Source organism: Parabacteroides sp. AF17-28 (assembly GCF_003479205.1).
GTDB lineage: Bacteria > Bacteroidota > Bacteroidia > Bacteroidales > Tannerellaceae > Parabacteroides > Parabacteroides acidifaciens.
Window position 1 is genome coordinate 47833 of sequence record NZ_QUGV01000001.1, and the last position, 17086, is coordinate 64918.

General features: G+C 45.9%; 13 protein-coding genes. 3 read left to right on the forward strand and 10 right to left on the reverse strand.

Translation table 11 applies throughout. The features are described 5' to 3' along the window. Positions 1-132 precede the first annotated feature (132 nt). Positions 133-1611 carry a DUF3943 domain-containing protein gene (locus DWW90_RS00350; protein WP_122343569.1) on the forward strand — a complete coding sequence of 493 codons (1479 nt, stop codon included), beginning with the start codon at positions 133-135 and terminating at the stop codon, positions 1609-1611. Here the strand turns inward: DWW90_RS00350 and DWW90_RS00355 are convergent. Both DWW90_RS00355 and DWW90_RS00360 read right to left on the reverse strand, forming a co-directional pair. Beyond that, positions 1608-3245, reverse strand: coding sequence for an ABC-F family ATP-binding cassette domain-containing protein (locus DWW90_RS00355; RefSeq protein WP_122343570.1), 1638 nt, complete (start codon positions 3243-3245; stop codon positions 1608-1610). The genes DWW90_RS00350 and DWW90_RS00355 overlap by 4 nt on opposite strands. A 667-nt stretch (positions 3246-3912) precedes the next feature. Beyond that, a complete protein-coding gene (locus DWW90_RS00360; protein ID WP_122343571.1) occupies positions 3913-4911 on the reverse strand; it encodes a M20/M25/M40 family metallo-hydrolase in 999 nt (332 codons plus the stop codon). A gap of 148 nt (positions 4912-5059) precedes the next feature. Here DWW90_RS00360 and DWW90_RS00365 point away from each other — a divergent pair, with 148 nt between their 5' ends. After that, positions 5060-6214 carry an ATP-binding protein gene (locus DWW90_RS00365; RefSeq protein WP_122343572.1) on the forward strand — a complete coding sequence of 385 codons (1155 nt, stop codon included), beginning with the start codon at positions 5060-5062 and terminating at the stop codon, positions 6212-6214. 167 nt (positions 6215-6381) lie between these two features. Here the strand turns inward: DWW90_RS00365 and DWW90_RS20585 are convergent, their stop codons facing one another. From DWW90_RS20585 to DWW90_RS00375, 3 genes are all read right to left on the reverse strand, one after another. Beyond that, positions 6382-6540: a hypothetical protein gene (locus DWW90_RS20585; protein ID WP_167451669.1), complete on the reverse strand. Its 159-nt coding sequence runs from the start codon at positions 6538-6540 to the stop codon at positions 6382-6384. A gap of 190 nt (positions 6541-6730) precedes the next feature. After that, positions 6731-7273, reverse strand: a complete 543-nt coding sequence (locus DWW90_RS00370) for a carbonic anhydrase (RefSeq protein WP_122343573.1) — start codon at positions 7271-7273, stop codon at positions 6731-6733. Between the two features lie 34 nt (positions 7274-7307). Beyond that, positions 7308-8084: a Cof-type HAD-IIB family hydrolase gene (locus DWW90_RS00375; protein WP_122343574.1), complete on the reverse strand. Its 777-nt coding sequence runs from the start codon at positions 8082-8084 to the stop codon at positions 7308-7310. Positions 8085-8198: 114 nt separating this feature from the next. Here DWW90_RS00375 and DWW90_RS00380 point away from each other — a divergent pair, with 114 nt between their 5' ends. Next, positions 8199-9374 carry a porin gene (locus DWW90_RS00380; RefSeq protein ID WP_122343575.1) on the forward strand — a complete coding sequence of 392 codons (1176 nt, stop codon included), beginning with the start codon at positions 8199-8201 and terminating at the stop codon, positions 9372-9374. Positions 9375-9461: 87 nt separating this feature from the next. On the opposite strand, the gene DWW90_RS00385 is transcribed toward DWW90_RS00380, so the two are convergent. From DWW90_RS00385 to DWW90_RS00405, 5 genes are all read right to left on the reverse strand, one after another. Beyond that, positions 9462-10133, reverse strand: coding sequence for an MIP/aquaporin family protein (locus DWW90_RS00385; protein ID WP_115499776.1), 672 nt, complete (start codon positions 10131-10133; stop codon positions 9462-9464). A 43-nt stretch (positions 10134-10176) separates the two neighbouring features. Beyond that, on the reverse strand, positions 10177-10740 hold the full coding sequence (locus DWW90_RS00390) for a GNAT family N-acetyltransferase (RefSeq protein WP_122343576.1): 564 nt from the start codon (positions 10738-10740) through the stop codon (positions 10177-10179). A gap of 247 nt (positions 10741-10987) precedes the next feature. Beyond that, positions 10988-14539, reverse strand: coding sequence for a pyruvate:ferredoxin (flavodoxin) oxidoreductase (nifJ, locus tag DWW90_RS00395; protein WP_122343577.1), 3552 nt, complete (start codon positions 14537-14539; stop codon positions 10988-10990). A 30-nt stretch (positions 14540-14569) separates the two neighbouring features. After that, entirely contained in the window at positions 14570-15748 is a 1179-nt protein-coding gene (locus tag DWW90_RS00400) for an ATP-binding protein (protein WP_122331986.1), read from the reverse strand. Positions 15749-15908: 160 nt separating this feature from the next. Next, positions 15909-16928 (reverse strand): branched-chain amino acid aminotransferase, encoded by a 1020-nt coding sequence (locus tag DWW90_RS00405; protein WP_122331985.1) that lies wholly within the window; start codon positions 16926-16928, stop codon positions 15909-15911. Positions 16929-17086: the final 158 nt, after the last annotated feature.

Genomic DNA, 17086 nt, shown 5'->3' on the forward strand with positions numbered 1-17086 from the left:
TATTTCCTTCCAATGTTGTTGTTTTCTATCAAGTCGACCTGATAATAATTTAAACCAAACGAATATCCGGCTGTTTATTATATATATGTTTGTACCTGATTATGTGCTGATGATTATCTAATTAAGAGAAAAATGAAGAAATTTATATTAGCCGGACTGATTTGTCTGCTTTCGTCCTCTTGGGCATGGGGACAAGATTATATCCCTCAAACTGTACACCGTTATTACGTCAGTGATACGACCTTGTTCCAACCCCGCCGCCCCTGGAAAGCGGCAGCCGAAACATTCGGGCTCAATATGCTTGTTTGGGGATTCGACCGTTTTATCATGAAGGAAGAGTGGTCCTATATCAACGGGCACACCATTAAAAGCAACTTCAAGAAAGGCCCGGTCTGGGACACCGACCAGTTCACCACAAACCTGTTCTCCCACCCCTATCACGGTTCGCTCTATTTCAATGCGGCCCGCAGTAACGGGATGAATTTTTGGCAGTCCGCCCCGTTTGCAGCCGGCGGTAGCTTGATGTGGGAATTTTTTATGGAGACCGAACCGCCTTCGATCAACGACATGCTGGCAACGACATTCGGCGGGATCGAGTTGGGTGAAATCACCTACCGCCTGTCCGATTTGTTTATCGACAACCGCTCGTCGGGAGCCGAACGTGTAGGGCGCGAAGTGCTGTCGGGCATCCTCTCCCCCGTCCGTGCATTCAACCGCATCATTTCGGGCGAAGCCTGGCGGCACAGTTCTTCCAAAGGACGTACTTACAGCTCCGTCCCTGTCAACTTCGTAGTGACGACAGGACCTCGTTTTTTAGCTGAACAGGAAGGATCGAAACGGGGAACAACCAGTTTAAATGTTAACTTCCGTATCGACTACGGGACACCGATTAATGATGATTTCTATTCGCCTTACGAATGGTTCCGCTTTAACTTCGGGCTCGACCTGTTATCCGCCCAACCAGTCGTCAGCCAAGTGAATGCCATCGGCGCCTTATGGGGAAAAACGGTTTGGACGAAAGGACCTCGTACCCTCTCCGCCGGGTTCTTCCAGCATTTCGACTTCTACAATTCCGAACTGCGCCACGGAAGCGACATGACCGTTCCGCCCTATCGCATCGCCGCACCGGCCTCGGCAGGAGGCGGTCTAATCTACTACAAGCAGGCGACACCGGGAGACAAAACTGATATATATTCCGAATTTTATCTCAACGGCGTTGCGCTGGGCGCCAGCCTGTCCGATTATATGCTGCTCGGCGAACGGGATTACAACTTAGGCAGCGGCTACAGCACAAAAGCCGGAGCCGGCATCATCTATGACAAACGGCTGGCTTTCCTGCTCAATTTGGAGAATTACCATATCTTCACATGGAAGGGCTACAATCCGGAAATGGACTGGTCTACAACAGACCCCAGTACCCTGAACATCCAGGGTGACAAGGGAAATGCACGTCTGACGATTTTCTCGATGAAATTAGCTTACATACTGAAAGACCGGTGGAACATCACGCTGACAAACCGCTATTTCTCGCGCCGGACAAACTACAAGTATTATCCGCGCGTAGATAGCTCCACTTACGACTTGATGTTGGGATTGGGCATACGGATTTAGTTCTTCCGTTCCAGCTCGTTCAGGTTCTCCATCTTCTTGCGTTGCAGGAATTCGTAGATTCCTTCCAGATGTTCGGTGACTTCCTTGTTGCCGAACTCATATACTTTGGTAACAAGCCCGTCAAGAAAATCGCGGTCGTGCGAAACGACAATCAACGTTCCGTCAAAGTCCAGCAGGGCCTGTTTCAGGATGTCTTTCGTTTTCATATCCAAGTGGTTCGTCGGCTCGTCGAGAATCAACAGGTTGACCGGTTCGAGCAACAACTTGATCATCGCCAGACGCGTCCGTTCGCCACCCGAAAGCACTTTCACTTTCTTCGCCGAGTTCTCGCCGCCAAACATAAAGGCTCCTAACAGGTCCTTGATTTTATTTCGGATATCGCCTTTAGCCACATCATCTATCGTCTGGAACACCGTCAGGTTTTCATCCAGCAAGGAAGCCTGGTTCTGGGCGAAATAACCGATCATCACATTATGGCCGATCGTCAGTGTGCCGTCGTGCTCGATTTCTTTCATGATACACTTCACTAACGTAGATTTACCCTCGCCGTTCTTTCCGACAAAAGCGATCTTGTCGCCGCGTTCGATCGTCAGATTGGCATTACGGAAGACGGTGTGCTCGCCATACGATTTCGCCACATTCTCGATGATCACCGGATAGGAGCCGGAACGGGGCGACGGCGGGAATTTCAGGCGCAGAGCGGAAGTATCTTCTTCGTCCACTTCCAGTATCTCCAGCTTTTCAAGCATCTTCACACGGCTCTGCACCTGCAAAGTCTTGGAATAGGTACCTTTGAACCGTTCGATAAACTCCTTCGTTTCAGCGATAAACTTCTGCTGCTCGTCGTAGGCTTTCTGCTGCTGTTCGCGGCGTTCCTTGCGCAATTGCAGGTATTGGCTGTAATTCACTTTATAGTCGTATATGCGGCCCATCGTCACTTCAATCGTACGGGTGGTGATATGGTCGACAAAGGCGCGGTCGTGGCTGATCACGACAACCGCCTGCCCGTTATCGATCAGGAAATCTTCCAGCCATTGGATAGACTCGATATCGAGGTGGTTCGTCGGCTCGTCAAGCAGCAACACATCCGGCTTCTTCAGCAACAGCTTGGCCAGCTCGATACGCATACGCCATCCACCGCTGAACTCGCTCGTCTGACGCGTAAAGTCTTCACGGGTAAAGCCCAGCCCCAACAGCGTTTTCTCTATGTCGGCATCATAATTGATTTCTTCAATGGAATAGAACTTCTCACTCAGGGTCGAAACACGTTCGATCAGTTCCATATAACTGTCCGATTCGTAGTCCGTACGCGTTTCCAACTCCTTGTTCAGTTCGGCAATCTCCGCCTCCATCCGGTGCAAATGGGCAAAGGCCTGCGCAGTCTCTTCAAACACCGTACGCCCGTCTTCCGTCATCAGATGCTGCGGCAGGTAAGCGATCACCGTATCTTTCGGGGCGGATACTTTTCCGCGAGTAGCCTCACGCACGCCTGCCAATATCTTCAACAAGGTGGATTTACCGGCCCCATTCTTACCCATCAGGGCAATCCGGTCTTTCTCGTTAATGACAAAAGAAACATCTGAAAATAGTGCACTACCGCCAAACTCTACTGTTAGTCCGTCTATTGAAATCATATATTATTAATGTATTACCTTATATAAAACGAGCGGCAAAGGTACGAAATAAATCGACATTCCTAACGAATGCCTTTTCGTGTCTTATCATATAAATGATGATTCTATTCCGGCAAGTTTTGAACCTTTTGCAAATAAAAAAATAGACAATAACCCCCATTTCGGCCGTTTTTCTATTTCGTCCGAAATCTTGATCGATTTTGGATTGACTCTTTTCATGGTTTTACCCCTCTACCTGACACCAGATGAAATGAGGTGCCGAGGTCACTCCGAAATACGTGCAATTTGATTATCAGAAGGCCAAAACAGCGGCAAAGTGATAAAGCTTAACTCCCGGAGAATCGAATATTTGAAAATAAAACGGACGACGTCCCAAATATCCCAAGGAAATTCAGGGGCTTTTTTGCCCTTACAACGGTCCTCTTTCCAATTACGACCGTTCTAATCTCCATTACGACCGTCCTAATCTTCGCGAGGTGCCGAGTGCACTACACATTAGAACGGTCGTAATGGCAAAGAGGACGGTCATAATTGCTGTAAACACTCAAAAAAGGCGAAAAAGTCCCTTTTTGAGGTCAAAAAAGTGGATTAACATTTATTTAATTTCAGATGTCTTTCGAGCCTGAAAAATGCGTTTTATACAATAAGGGGGTAGGAATAGCATTATTTAATACTCTTTCTCATTCGCCAGATTCCACATATTCAGGAAAGAGGCTTTGGTGATATCGACGATTTTGTTCCAATTGATTTTTTCCACATGGTCGCCCGGCATATGATAGTCGGGATGGCCATCCGTATGATACCAGATAACCGGAATACCCAACAAGGCAAACGAAGCATTATCACTCCCTCCTACCGGCTTGTCCCACGGACGATAATCCGGAGCCAGATTCAAACCGTATTTCTTGATATCGTTCTTCAGCCAGTCACCAAACGCAGGATGCGCCTCGGTATAGAAATAGACGACGTGCGTCGGTTTAGACTCGTCGTTATTGCGGCCTATCATATCGTAATTCAGATATCCTTTCACTTTATCCATATCGGGGAATGTCTGCACAAAATATTTGGAACCCAACAGGCCTTTTTCCTCACCGTCCCAGAAAGCAAAGATCACAGTCCGCTCCGGCTGCACGCCCGTTGCCAAAAACGCTTTTGCAACCTGTAAAACAGCCGAAACGCCGGATGCATTGTCGTCGGCGCCATTATAGATTTGGTCGCCATCCAGCATCGGATCGATCCCCAAATGATCGTAATGGGCGCCGATAATCACATATTCGTTCGGGTTCTTGCCTTCGATCTTTCCCAAGATATTATTCATCGACAACTTCTGGTGGACACCTTGCTTCAGCTTGGCGATCGAATCCGGATGAACCTGGAAACGCCCTCTCTTCTGGCGCTCTTTATTATAGGCATCGAAAGGCTGATAATAAGACTCGAACAAAGGCTCGATCCCCATCGTCTTCAGATTGGAAACAATATATTCGCCGGCAATACGCCCACCGCGGAAACCGGCCTCGCGCCCTTCGAGGGCATCGCTTGCCAAGAAACCGATATAGGCCTCCGCATTGGTCTTATTAATCACATCCAGCCCTTTCTTCTCGGGCGATTCGGCCCACAATGTAGCACTTAGCGCTATGGAGACTAAGAATAATCCCGCTTTTCTCATTTTGATACTGTGTTTTTACTGATTATAGTTTTACAACTACAAAGATAATAAGATTTCAACGAATAGCCGTTCCTCCGGGTGATTGATTATTATTATTCTATTTGCATAATACGACTTAAATAATTACATTTGCAAAAAGCAATCACAGATGAGAAAAGAGATTAATCCATTTATAGTAACCGGCAAAATCGAACAGGAATACTTTTGCGACCGTATCGAAGAATCCATGCGGCTGGTCAAATCCATAACAAACGGAAACAATATGGTCATCATATCGCCACGACGTATGGGCAAGACCGGCTTGATCCAGTTCTGCTACGAAAAACCGGAGATTAAAGACGAGTATTATTCTTTTTTCATCGATATTCTCCATACATCGAGCCTCAGGGAGTTTACTTACTTGCTGGGGCGCGAGATTTACGAAACATTGTTGCCTCGCAGCCGGAAAATGACTAATATGTTCATTCAGACCATTAAATCGATCAGTGGAAAATTCGGATTCGATCCGTTGACCAATCTGCCGACTTTCAATGTCGAATTGGGCGACATCGACCGGCCCGAATATACTTTGGATGAGATTTTCCGCTATCTGGCCTCTGCAGACAAACCTTGTATTGTGGCCATCGACGAATTTCAGCAGGTAGCCAAATACCCGGAAAAGAATATAGAGGCGTTGCTACGCACCCACATTCAGAAAATCCGCAACTGTAATTTCATTTTTGCGGGTAGCGAACGCCATATGATGCAGGAGATGTTTCTTTCAGCAGCCCGACCGTTCTACCACAGTGCGGATATGCTGGAACTAAAGGCAATCGTGCCGGATATATATATCCCATTCATTGTCGGGCATTTCAAGAACCGGAAACGCCATATTGAAGCTGCAAACGTGGAAAAGGCTTATCGTTTCTTTAAAGGGCACACCTACTATATTCAGAAAACCTTTAATGAAGCTTTTGCCGATACACCGGAAAGCGGAGAATGCACCCTCGAAACGATCCGAGCAGCCATTGACAACATGATCGCATCAAACGACACGATTTTCCGCGAGATACTGTCGAACATTCCCGAAAAACAGAAAGAGCTGCTTTACGCTATCGCCAAAGACGGAGAGGCAGAACGCATCACCTCAGCCCAATTTATAAAACAGCACAGTCTTGCCTCAGCCAGTTCGGTACAGTCCGCCACGAAGAAATTACTCGAAAAAGATATCATCACGGAGATCAACAAGGTGTTTTCTGTGACCGACAAACTCTTTGCGATGTGGATAAATAAATTATATGGAAAAAATTATACGATCGAATAAAGGATACATGAAAGGAAGAGGATATTAAATAGATAGAAATAAAAAAAAGGCCAAACTCCGCTATCTCTTAAGCGTCGAATGCCTCCTCTGCATCTATCTCTCACCTGTCTTTCTAAAGACAAGGGTGGAGAGACAACATCAATACAAATTATTTACTTGTTTAATACTCAATTTTTAGAGCTTTCGCTCATTTGGTTCATCAATCTGCGGATCTCAGCATTTACTCGCTGACACATTGAACCATTTCCAACGGACTGATAACGATCAGCCTGATAACGCAACATCGCTAAAGTACGCATACTTTTTTCATTTTCTCTCATCATCATAATTTTACTCATTTAAGTTCCCCACGCTTGGAGAACGATTAATAATAACTAAACCTAAACTTTCTCTTTCTTTTTGTTTACAGTGCAAAGATAAGCATTTTATTTAAAATAATGCTGTAAAACATAGTTTTTCTTGCACGTTTATACATTTTTAAGTTTTCACCCAAGTCTATCCAGTCCTGTTTCCCAATCAAACGACCGGAGTTAACTCGCCTGTTGTCGAGTCGATTACAAATCCGCTAACCGTTATATCCAATGGGATCAGCGGATGGTTTCGCACTTGCGACACAGTCTCGCGGACTGAACTTTCCGGTGTGTCGAACCCGCGCAACCAGGACTTGAAGTCAATGCCGCAATAGCGCATCATATCGATATGCTCCGAAGGGATTCCCCTTTTCTTCATCACCTCGATCATCTGTTCGCTGTCCATATGCTTGGCGCCGCAGTCAGTATGTCCGATAATCATCACTTCGTTCACACCCAATTCATAAATGGCGACCAACAGGCTCCGGATCACACTGCCGAAAGGATGGGATATGATAGCTCCCGCATTCTTGATAATCTTGACATCGCCGTTCTTTATGCCCAAAGCGGCGGGCAACAACTCCGTCAGGCGGGTATCCATACAGGACACGATCGCTATTTTCTTATCAGGATATTTGTTGGTGATAAACTTCTCATATCCTTTATTCTTTACAAATTCACGATTGAATCTTAATAGTTCGTCTATCATAATCTCCCCTATTTTTTTATATAACAGTTCAAAATCAAATTATGTTGAAATGTTTCAGTGCATTGTAGATACCGTTCTCATCGACGGAAGTCGTCACATAGGCGGCCGACTTCATTACCTCTTCTGACGCATTTCCCATTGCCACACCGATGCCGACATGGCTAAGCATCTGGATGTCATTGCCTCCGTCACCAAAAGCCATACATTCGTCCAAGCCGATATGGAAATGTTCCAGCATCTTGTCGATGCCGACACGCTTACTGCTTCCGTGCGGCACAACATCTGTAAACAACGGATTCCAGCGTGTAGACTCACAATGGGACAAGACTTTCATAATACGCTTTTCCTGTTCTGCCGTAAAGAAAGCGATCAACTGGTAAACCGTCTTTCCATAAATATCTTCTATCGGACGGATAGGAGGCGCAGGGAAATTCAGCAGATGAAACACGTCGTTCACCGCCTTATCCGTATAGTTCATGAAAATCTCATTTTCCTGCACAAAGGCGCATGGGAACTCGCCTTCCTGATTCTGATAGCGCACCAGCGCTTCAATATCCTTATCCGGAATGCTATGTTTATAGATCACATCGTCCTTTCCGGCAAACACATAACCGCCGTTCAGCGTCACATAACCGTCAAACTCGAGATCGCCTAAATTATTAATGGAGCTGCGATGACGGCCGGTAGCGATAAACACTTTAATTCCTTTTTTCTTCAATAATTCAAGCGCATGAAGAGTCGACTTGGGAACAACATGTGTCTTAAAACTGACTAACGTCCCGTCGATATCAAAAAAAACTGCCTTAATCATAACCTAAACTCTTTACCATATTAAAAACCTTAGGCAAAGGTAAGAATAAATACGGATTTCCAAAGGTTGTGGAAAATTACTATATTTGAACGCTAAAATATTTCAATTGCAAACATGAAAACACATCTTTACTTATTGACAATACTATTATTATCGGTCCAATCGGTTTTGGCACAAGAAGTTGAAAAGGAATCCACTCCGGGACAGGAACCGACGCTCGTTGAACGCCTCACGGGAGGAAAGAAGTTGATCGAAAGTGCGGAAATGAATTTCCAGCTGTTCACTTCGGCCAACGCCAACTTCACCGGATCCAACTTCGACGGCATGAATTTCAAGCTAAACCGTGTCCGGTTGGAAATAAAAGGAGATGTATGGAAAAACCTCTCCTATCATTATCGTCAGTCGTTCAACAAATATTCGGACCCTTATTCGTTAGACAATCTTTCGTCTTCGCTCGAATTAGCTTATGTCAACCTGAAAGTGCATGACAAATTTGGCTTTACGATAGGTAAACAGTTCGTGAACTTCGGAGGATATGAGTATTATGTCAATTCGATAAAAGTGCGCGAGTTCAGTGAGTTCAATAACCTGCTGACTTGTTACCAGGCAGGTATATCGGGCAACTGGCAAGTCAACACAAACCAGGAGATTTGCTTCCAGATCGTCAACAACCGGAGCGGCCAGGACGATGAGATCTATCCGACCGGACTGCCTGAGAACACACGGGAGGCGAAAGTGCCTTTCATGTACACGGTGAACTGGAACAGTTATTATTTCGACCGTGTCCTGCAACTCCGCTATGCAGCCGCGATGGGACAGCAGACGCAGAAGCGTTATTCTTACTACTTCACCTGCGGCAATACGGTCGAGAAAGGGCCGTTGCTCACTTACTTGGATATTATGTACACGCGGCAAGGACTGGACCAACATGGTGTCATCAGCCGCCTGCCTGCAATTGCACAGACAGCTTGCAACACCGAATACCTGTCTATCATCGCCGATGTCGATTACCGCATCCATCCGCGCTGGAACGTCTATGTGAAAGGCGCATACGAAACCGGACGCGTCTACAAGGCAAACGGCCCGTTCGCCAAAGGCATGTACCGCCGTTCCTGGAACGCACAAAGCAGCATCGAGTTTTTCCCGATCAAGCAAAGCGACCTCTTCATCTTCCTGCTCTACACGTACCGGGGCGTGAAACTCGAAAGGCCGGCCCTTGACATGGGAGCCATCGCCCCCGACACACATCGCATTTCGCTGGGACTGGTCTATTCAATCCCTGTATTTTAAACGGCTCCTTTGGTTACAAAAAGCGGAATCCTCTTTCGAAGATTCCGCCTCAATGAAGATTCCGCCTCAATTATGTTTCTTTAAATTCTATTCTTTCTCAGCAACCATTTTCCACACTCCGGCAGACAAAGCCGCACCGATTAACGGAGCTACGATAAACAGCCATAACTGCGACAAAGCCTCTCCACCGGCAAACAAAGCCGGACCGATACTACGGGCGGGGTTTACGGATGTACCCGTAAGAGGTATGCAAACAATGTGCACCAGGACAAGAGACAGACCGATAGCCAATCCGGCAAAATTGCCCGCCCCTTTCTTCGCATCAGTCGTACCCAATACGACCAGCACAAAAACAAATGTAAAGACGATTTCCGCAATCAGGCCGCCGGCAATCCCGACACCCGGAGCACACGAATTAGCTCCTGTCGTTGTCGCATATTCCATATCGATATTAGAGGTAAGTATCCACAGAATCGTGGAACCGATCAAGGCTCCGATCACCTGGAACAGCATATACATAAGGCCTTCCTTTGATTTCATCCGGCCTGACAACATACACCCCAACGTAATAGCCGGATTAATATGGCATCCTGAAGTCCCGCCAATTGTATAAGCCATCGCCACAACCGAAAGTCCGAACGCCATCGCAACCATTAATACCTGTGCGGGAGTTCCACATCCGCCATTAAAAATTGCGCTACCGCATCCCATCAGTACCAGAACCATCGTACCGATCATTTCTGCCAAATACTTTTTCATAATAAGAAAATTAATTATAGATTCAATATCGTAAAGATACTACTTATTTTAGATTTTCAATCCACTCTGTTCTGAGCATAGCGTATATTATATCATCGACCCATTCTCCGCGTAGATAATAGCTTTCTTTGAAATGAGCTTCTTTCCTGAATCCCAGCCGTTCAATTAGTCGGATAGAAGCTCTGTTTCTTGGGTCAATAGATGCTATAACACGATGTTTCTTTAATGTCACGAAAAAACAGTTTACCATTGCCGTCAATGCTTCGGTTGCATAACCTTTACCTTGAAATTTTTTATTCAACGTACAACCGATCTCTACCTGCATTCTTTCATGTCCTGTGAAAATTATTCCCATATCCCCGATCAGGCGATTTTCATTCTTAGCCAGAATGGCAAACTGGAAACAGGCATCTGCGATATCCATATTCACGGGCATATTGGCGATATAATTACGAACTTCCTCAACAGATTCGGGAAACCATCCCTGATATCGGTTTTCAATAGTATCAGAACGGTAAGAATATATTTCTTCTGCATCATCCGGCTTCGCTAACCGTATAATCAATCTATCGGTCAGAATATCGTCAATAGTAGTACCTGTTTTCATCTTTTATTTTTAGCTTGTTAAAATATATTGCTCCAAACAGTCTATCAAATCTATTGGTGATACACTATTCTTGTTTCATTCGTTTCACTCACAAAAATACTAATTATTTGGGATACAGGCATGAATAAATAATATAATACAAAGCAGAGTGTAACGAACGCTGTCCCAGCTAATCCGCTACACTCTGCTTATTTACTTTTCTATTCTATCAAGAGGGAATAAAAGCCCTCTTATCTACAAGAATCAATTACTCTTCCACGCTCCAGTTTTCAGCAGCCATACGTTTGTAGCTGCGCAGACGCCATTTTGCGTTTTCTTCGGCAGCGGCAAACAGTTCGGCAGCTTCTGCCGGATATTGTTTTGCTACAGAAGCGAAACGAACTTCACCTTTCAGGAAGTCCTGGAACTTGCTCCAATCCGGTTCTTTAGAATCCAAGGTGAACGGGTTCTTGCCTTCGGCTTCCAGAGTAGGATTGTAGCGCCACAAGTGCCAGTAGCCACATGCAACAGCTTCTTTCTCTTCAGCCTGCGATTTACCCATACCTTTCTTCAAACCGTGGTTGATACAAGGAGCATAAGCGATAATCAAAGAAGGACCGTCGTATGCTTCTGCTTCGCGGATCGCTTTCAATGTCTGAGCCTGGTCTGCCCCCATAGCGATCTGAGCAACATAAACGTAACCGTAAGTTGTTGCCATCAGACCCAGGTCTTTCTTGCGGACACGCTTACCGGAAGCGGCAAACTTGGCGATTGCACCAACCGGAGTAGCCTTAGAAGACTGACCGCCTGTGTTAGAATATACCTCTGTATCCAGAACCAGGATATTTACGTTCTTACCGGAAGCGATTACATGGTCAAGACCTCCGTAACCGATATCGTAAGAAGCACCGTCACCACCGATGATCCACTGTGAACGTTTTACCAGGAAGTGAGACAGTTCCTTGATCTGAGCACAAACCGGACAACCGGCCTTGATGCCTTCTTCCACGAAAGCCATCAACTGCGGAGCCAATTCTTTTGTCTTGTCAGCATCGTTCTGATTAGCGACCCATGCGGCAGCCAATTCTTTCATCTCAGCTGGTGAATGCTCGCCGGCACCGATCTTGTTCATCAGGTCTGTCAGGCGCAAACGCATCTTTTCATTAGCCAGTTCCATACCCAGACCGAATTCACAGAAGTCCTCGAACAGAGAGTTAGCCCATGCAGGACCTTCACCCTTTTCGTTTGTTGTGTACGGAGTAGAAGGAACAGAACCTGAATAGATAGAAGAACATCCTGTTGCGTTAGCAACCATTTCGCGGTCACCGAACAACTGGGAAATCAGTTTCACATACGGAGTTTCACCACAGCCGGAGCAAGCGCCGGAGAACTCGAACAACGGAGTTGCGAACTGTGAGTTCTTCACGTTAGACTTGATGTCTACCAAGCTCTGTTTAGAGCTTACGTTAGCCACACAGTATGCCCAGTTGTCAGCTTCAGCCAGCTGGCCTTCCAGCGGAGCCATAGCCAACGCCTTGTTACCCTTGAAGCCCGGACAGATATCGGCACAGTTACCGCAACCTAAACAGTCGAGAACGTCAACCTGCATACGGAACTTCATGCCCTTCATCGTAGCCGGAGCCTTTACATCCAGCATCGGGAAGTTAGCGCCCTTCTGTTCTTCGTCATTCAATACGAACGGACGGATAGAAGCGTGAGGACAAACGTAAGCACACTGGTTACACTGGATACAGTTTGCTTCATTCCAAACCGGAACGAATGCGGCAACACCGCGTTTTTCGTATTTGGAAGTGCCCTGATACCAAGTACCGTCTTCGATGCCTTTGAAAGCAGAAACCTTCAACAAGTCGCCATCCTGTGCATTGATAGGACGAACCACTTCGTTGATGAACGCCGGATCGTTGTTAACAACAGCGTCATCGTCCGGCAGGTTTGCCCATGCAGGATCAACAGTCAGCTGAGTGTATTCACCACCGCGGTCTACGGCAGCATAGTTCTTGTTTACAACGTCTTCACCCTTCTTACCGTAAGACTTCACGATGAATTTCTTCATCTGTTCGATAGCCAGATCGACAGGAATTACGCCTGTGATACGGAAGAATGCAGACTGGAGGATCGTATTGGTACGGTTGCCCAAACCGATTTCCAACGCAATCTGTGTAGCGTTGATATAGTAAACAGTAATATTTTTCTGAGCGAAATAGCGTTTTACCTTGTTCGGCAGGTGTTTTGCCAGTTCTTCGCCATTCCATACTGTGTTCAGCAAGAACGTACCATTCTCACGCAAACCGCGAGTCACATCGTACATACGCAGATAAGCCTGAACGTGGCAAGCAACGAAGTTCGGAGTGTTCACCAAATAGGTAGAACGGATCGGATGATCACCGAAACGCAGGTGAGAACAAGTGAAACCGCCTGATTTCTTAGAGTCGTAAGAGAAATAAGCCTGGCAATATTTATCTGTATTATCACCGATGATCTTAACCGAGTTTTTGTTAGCACCAACCGTACCGTCAGCACCCAAACCGTAGAACTTAGCTTCGAACATACCTTCGCCGCCCAAAGCGATTTCTTCTTTCTGAGGCAGAGAGGTAAATGTTACATCGTCTACGATACCCAGCGTGAACTGGTTCTTCGGCATCGGCAATGCCAGGTTTTCATATACGGAAAGAATCTGAGCCGGAGTCGTGTCCTTAGAACCCAGACCATAACGGCCGCCTACGATAACCGGAGCATTTTCCTGGCCATAGAAGCAGTCTTTTACATCCAGATACAGCGGTTCGCCCGTTGCACCCGGTTCTTTTGTACGATCCAGAACAGCAATACGCTTAGCAGTCTTAGGAACAGCTGCCAGGAAGTGTTTAGCCGAGAACGGACGATACAAGTGAACGGATACCAAACCAACTTTTTCACCCTTAGCTGTCAGATAGTCGATAGCTTCGCGTGCAGCTTCCGTAACAGAACCCATTGCGATAATTACGCGTTCTGCATCTTCAGCTCCGTAGTAATCGAACAAACCGTATTTGCGGCCTGTGATCTTGGAGAGTTCGTTCATATATTCTTCTACGATAGCAGGAACTGCTTCATAGTAAGAGTTGCTTGATTCTCTGTGTTGAAAGAAGTGGTCAGGATTTTCAGCCATACCACGGGCAACCGGAGTCTTCGGATTCAAGGCACGTGCACGGAACTCAGCCAGCGCTTTCTGGTCGATCAGCGGAGCCAGGTCTTCATTTTCCAATGCTTCGATCTTCTGGATTTCGTGTGATGTACGGAAACCGTCGAAGAAGTTCACGAAAGGAACACGGGATTTGATTGTAGAAAGGTGAGCCACACCAGCCAGGTCCATAACTTCCTGTACAGAACCTTCAGCCAACATAGCAAAACCTGTCTGACGGGCAGACATAACGTCCTGGTGGTCGCCAAAAATACACAGTGCGTGTGAAGCCAATGTACGGGCAGATACGTGGAATACGCAAGGCAGCAATTCGCCTGCGATCTTGTACATGTTCGGGATCATCAGCAACAGACCCTGAGAAGCTGTGTAAGTCGTAGTCAGCGCACCAGCCTGCAATGAACCGTGAACTGCACCGGCAGCACCGCCTTCAGATTGCATTTCCTGCACCATTACAGTTTCGCCGAAAATATTCTTACGTCCGGCAGCAGCCCATTCATCTACATATTCTGCCATTGTAGATGACGGAGTGATGGGGTAAATAGCCGCAACTTCACTGAACATATAGGAAATATGCGCAGCAGCCTGGTTACCATCACAGGTTAAAAATTTCTTCTGTTTTGTCATAGACTCTTACTATTAGTATTTAAAAATATTTCAATATAAAAAGCCGAAAAGCCAAAGCGGGATCATGTTGCCCTCTCCTACTTCAACCTTATCGATCGCATAATACAAATCAGGGTTGTTCTTCACTTTCATGTTTTCTTCAATCCTGAAATTATAAGTCCCGTTCACCAGGAAATGGGCATTCTTTCCGCCTTCATTCAGTTTGTTGTCTTTCAACAACTGGTTATAAAAGAATGATTCGCGCACAGACTGCATATTCACTTCCATCGGCCGGATGGGATACATCAGATTGGAGTTGTACATATATACCTTAGACGGCTTCTTGGGGAACGACTCTCCCACCGGATAAAGCATATTCATCAAACGGGCATCAGTCAGGTATTTGATATAGTTCATCACCGTAGCTCTTGACGTTTCTATATCCTTGCTCAACTGGCTTACATTGGGCGTACAAGGGGCACTTATCGCCAACAGGTAAAGCAGTTTCCGCAGTTTTGGCAGATAGCTTTGTTCGATTTGTTTTATGTATAACACGTCTACTTCCAGCATCATATTCATCGTTTTCAGCAGGTTCTCCGAGAAATTGCGTTTCTCTAAGAAGAACGGATAAAAACCATGATGCAGATAATCCTGAAAATATGCCATCGGTTTCCCCACCGAACAGATTCCTTTCGCAATCTCCTGGTGGCCCACCAATATTTCATCAAATGTGTATGCCGGAAAACTATTCCCGGACATCAGGTTAAAAAACTCACGGAATGAAAAACCTCTCAGGTTATAAGAAACCACCTTGCCCGACAGATCCGGATTTTCTTCTTTCAACCGCATCACGGACGAACCGGAAAATATGATCTTCAGATCTGTGAAGTTATCAAAGCAATACCGGAGTTCTTTGGACCATCCCGAATATTTGAATACCTGATCAATCAGCAGCACTTTTCCTCCCTTTGCCCTGAATTCAGAAGCAAAATCGACCAGCGTACGTTCCGTGAAATAAAAATGATTCAGATTGATGTAGAGACACTCCTTATTATCCGCACCAAAATGTTCACGGGCATAATCCAGCAGAAAAGTCGTCTTCCCTACTCCGCGGGAACCTTTTATGCCGATCAACCGGTCGTTCCAGTCGATCTCATCCATCAGTCCTCTGCGAACCGGCGAATACAAGTGCTCTACCAGGTATTTATGTGTTTTAAAGAATGATTCCACTTGGTAATTGAAAATTGAAAATTAAAAATTGAAAATTACCGGCACAAAGATAAGAATCTTTTCTTATTTGCAATGCCGAGATTGCAATTTTATTATAAAAAGATAAAGTTCAAACTAACAAACGGCATTCTCAATTTTCAATTTCCAATGTTCAAACTACTTATTCAATTACCGTGACCCAACCATACGTATCAGGCTCGTCACCATATTGAATAGCACGCAATTTATTGTATAGCTTTTCGCACACAGGACCCGGCTTGCCGTCTTTGGCGATAACATACGATTTATTAATATCCAGGTCGTCGATCTGCGAGATCGGAGCGATAACGGCAGCTGTTCCGCATTCGGCAGCTTCGTCGAATGTAGCGATTTCTTCTACCGGGATCGGACGGCGTTCCACTGTCAGGCCCATATCAGCAGCCAACTGTTGCAAACTCTTGTTCGTAATAGAAGGCAGGATCGAATGGGATTGCGGAGTGATATAGCTGTTGCCGCGAATACCGAAGAAGTTAGCCGGACCGCATTCGTCCAGATATTTCTTTTCTTTCGGGTCCAGATACAGAACAGCTGCATAACCCAGTTCGTGAGCTCTTTCACCGGCAACCAGGCTGGCTGCATAGTTACCGCCCACTTTGATTGTACCGGTTCCCTGTGGGGCAGCACGGTCGTATTCGCGCATGATACACACTTTGGAAGGTTTGAAACCGCCTTTGAAATACGGTCCTACCGGAGTAACAAATACCATGAACATATATTCGGGAGCCGGTTTCACGCCCACCTGCGCGCCCAAACCGATCATCAACGGACGGATATACAAGGCTGCGCCGCTTTCATAAGGCGGAACAAAACGTTCGTTCAGCTTCACCACCTTGCGGACCGCTTCCTCGAACATCTCGACGGGCAGTTCAGCCATCTTGATGCCACGGCTGGAAGACTGCATACGTTTACCGTTCTCGTCCATACGGAACACACGGATCTTGCCGTCTTTCCCTTTGAACGCTTTCAGCCCTTCAAACGACTCCTGTCCATAATGCAGACAAGTAGCCGCCATATGAATATTAATGATTTCGGAAGAACTCACTTCCAGCTCCCCCCATTTACCATCTCGATAGTAACACCTTACATTATAGTCTGTCTTCATATAACCGAATGCCAGATCAGACCAATTCATATTTTCCATATCTTATCGTAATTAGATTATTGAACGCAAAGATATTAATAAAACGACAGATCGAAACAAAAAAGCCGCTAAAAGAAAGTCTTCACCTAAACCTATTTGAAAATAGACCGGGATGTATCTGAAATTTCCCCGGCAACTAATCCGATGCCGATAACCGT

Excerpts from the sequence above, each read along its gene's own strand:
- DWW90_RS00355 (WP_122343570.1), bottom strand. The coding sequence starts at position 3,245 with ATGATTTCAATAGACGGACTAACAGTAGAGTTTGGCGGTAGTGCACTA.
- DWW90_RS00390 (WP_122343576.1), bottom strand. The coding sequence starts at position 10,740 with ATGAAAACAGGTACTACTATTGACGATATTCTGACCGATAGATTGATT.
- DWW90_RS20585 (WP_167451669.1), bottom strand. The coding sequence starts at position 6,540 with ATGATGATGAGAGAAAATGAAAAAAGTATGCGTACTTTAGCGATGTTG.
- DWW90_RS00375 (WP_122343574.1), bottom strand. The coding sequence starts at position 8,084 with ATGATTAAGGCAGTTTTTTTTGATATCGACGGGACGTTAGTCAGTTTT.
- DWW90_RS00370 (WP_122343573.1), bottom strand. The coding sequence starts at position 7,273 with ATGATAGACGAACTATTAAGATTCAATCGTGAATTTGTAAAGAATAAA.
- DWW90_RS00385 (WP_115499776.1), bottom strand. The coding sequence starts at position 10,133 with ATGAAAAAGTATTTGGCAGAAATGATCGGTACGATGGTTCTGGTACTG.
- DWW90_RS00360 (WP_122343571.1), bottom strand. The coding sequence starts at position 4,911 with ATGAGAAAAGCGGGATTATTCTTAGTCTCCATAGCGCTAAGTGCTACA.
- DWW90_RS00380 (WP_122343575.1), top strand. The coding sequence starts at position 8,199 with ATGAAAACACATCTTTACTTATTGACAATACTATTATTATCGGTCCAA.
- DWW90_RS00365 (WP_122343572.1), top strand. The coding sequence starts at position 5,060 with ATGAGAAAAGAGATTAATCCATTTATAGTAACCGGCAAAATCGAACAG.
- DWW90_RS00350 (WP_122343569.1), top strand. The coding sequence starts at position 133 with ATGAAGAAATTTATATTAGCCGGACTGATTTGTCTGCTTTCGTCCTCT.
- DWW90_RS00405 (WP_122331985.1), bottom strand. The coding sequence starts at position 16,928 with ATGGAAAATATGAATTGGTCTGATCTGGCATTCGGTTATATGAAGACA.
- nifJ (WP_122343577.1), bottom strand. The coding sequence starts at position 14,539 with ATGACAAAACAGAAGAAATTTTTAACCTGTGATGGTAACCAGGCTGCT.